Annotated in this window: 1 protein-coding gene and 1 pseudogene; one reads left to right on the top strand and one right to left on the bottom strand. The window is 77.8% G+C overall.

Annotation, left to right across the window (positions count from 1 at the left end):
* Window positions 1–81: 81 nt before the first annotated feature.
* On the bottom strand, window positions 82–1,053 hold the full coding sequence (locus tag VR45_RS38340; RefSeq protein ID WP_045944578.1) for an NADP-dependent oxidoreductase: 972 nt from the start codon (window positions 1,051–1,053) through the stop codon (window positions 82–84).
* A 175-nt stretch (window positions 1,054–1,228) separates the two neighbouring features.
* Between VR45_RS38340 and VR45_RS38335 the strand changes: the two are divergent.
* A pseudogene (locus tag VR45_RS38335) lies at window positions 1,229–1,704 on the top strand (hypothetical protein); the annotation flags it as partial.

Here is a 1,704-nt window from a genome sequence, read left to right as displayed (position 1 = left end):
CTCGACGACGACGCGGCCATGGTCGTCGTCGAGCGCCTCGGCCGACCCCCGGCCCGGTGAGCGGCCACCTCGGCCGGGTCCTCAGCCGACGGTGAGGACGATCTTGCCCCGGACATGGCCGCGCTCGCTCTCGCGCTGCGCCTCGGCCGCCTCCGCCAGCGGGAGCACCCGGTGCAGCGGGAGGTTGAGGCCGCCCTCGGCGGCGAGGGCGAGCGCGCTCTCCAGCGCCGGGCGGAGGTAGTCGGTCGGCTCGTCGCCGGCGGTGAAGCGGACCCCGTGCTGCGCGGCGCCCGGCGCGTCGGCGATGGTCAGCACGTGCTCCGCGCCGCCCGCCAGCTCGATCGACAGCGGCAGCACGTCCGCCCCGGCCGCGTCCAGCACCCGGTCCACGCCCTCGGGCGCGGCGGCGCGGACCCGCTCGGCCAGCCCCTCCCCGTAGACGACCGGCTCGGCGCCCAGCTCGCGCAGGTACGGGTGGTTGGCCTCGCTCGCGGTGCCGATCACCCGGATCCCCCGGGCCCGGGCGAACTGCACCACCAGCGTGCCCACGCCGCCCGCCGCCCCGTGCACCAGCAGCGTCCGGCCGGGCTCGACGCCCAGCAGGTCGAGCGAGCGCCAGGCGGTCTCGGCGGCCACCGGGAGCGCCGCGGCCACCGTCCAGTCCAGCCCGGCCGGCTTGCGGACCAGCTGGTCCGCCGCCGCCAGGGCGTACTCCGCGTACCCGCCGCCCCAGACCTGCCCGAACACCTCGTCGCCGGGCTGCCACTCGGTGACGTCCGCGCCGACGGCCTCCACGACGCCCGCGATCTCGTAGCCGAGGACGGCCGGGAAGGTGACCGGGAACAGCTCGGTGAGCGAGCCCGAGCGGACCTTGTGGTCGAGCGGGTTGACGCCGACGGCGCGCACGGCCACCCGGACCTGGCCGGGGCCGGGCGCGGGCACCTCGACCACGGCCGGCCGCAGGACGTCCGCGGCGCCGTACTCGGTGATGGCGACGGCCTTCGTCGCGAGGGCGGCGGTGCTGGGGGCGGCGGTGCTGGGGGTGCTGCTCATGGAGGATCTCCACCGTTCTTCCGGACCTGGGGACGCCGGGGCCGGGGCCGCCGCCGTCCTGGTGACGGGCTCCAGCCTGGTACGGCGGACCCGTCCGCCCGGCCGGCCGTTCGGACAGTTCCACCTGGCCGTTCGGCCGGGTGGGCGCGGGCGGGTGCGGACTAGGCTCGGTCGCATGGTCGAGCGCAGCGGTGGGCACAGCAGTGGGCAAAGCGGTGAGCACAGTGGCGGGCACAGCGGCAGTCCCGGCGGCGAGTGGTCCTGGGACGACGCCGAGGGGGTGCTCGCCCTCGCCGCCGAGGTGCTGCGCGCCCCCCGGGTGACGATCCTGCCGAAGCTCTCCGAGGTGCTCGCCGGACTCGTCCCGCACATCGCGGTGGCGCAGCTCAGCGGCGTCTGCACCTACTCGCCCGCGAGTGCCGTCGGCCCCGAGGACCTGTCCGCCGGGATCACCGGCACCGAGCTGGCCCGGCTCGCCCAGGAGGTCACACCCGGCCGCCCCTGGCAGGGCGAGGCCGTGCTCGGCGGGCGCCCGCGCCCGGCGGTCGCGGTGGCGTCGGCCCCGGCCGGGAGCAACGGCGCCCTGCTGGTGCTGGTCCGCGCGGCCGCGACCGGACCGGCCGTCCCGACCGGACGGGCCAACGGCAGGCT

The sequence above is a fragment of the Streptomyces sp. NRRL S-495 genome, from assembly GCF_000966955.1.
GTDB lineage: Bacteria > Actinomycetota > Actinomycetes > Streptomycetales > Streptomycetaceae > Kitasatospora > Kitasatospora purpeofusca.
The sequence above is the reverse complement of the archived record's forward strand: the minus strand, read 5'-3'. Positions and strand labels throughout refer to the sequence as shown.

Bases quoted from the DNA above. Each gene is read 5' to 3' on its own strand.
- VR45_RS38340 (WP_045944578.1), bottom strand. From the start codon at position 1,053: ATGAGCAGCACCCCCAGCACCGCCGCCCCCAGCACCGCCGCCCTCGCG.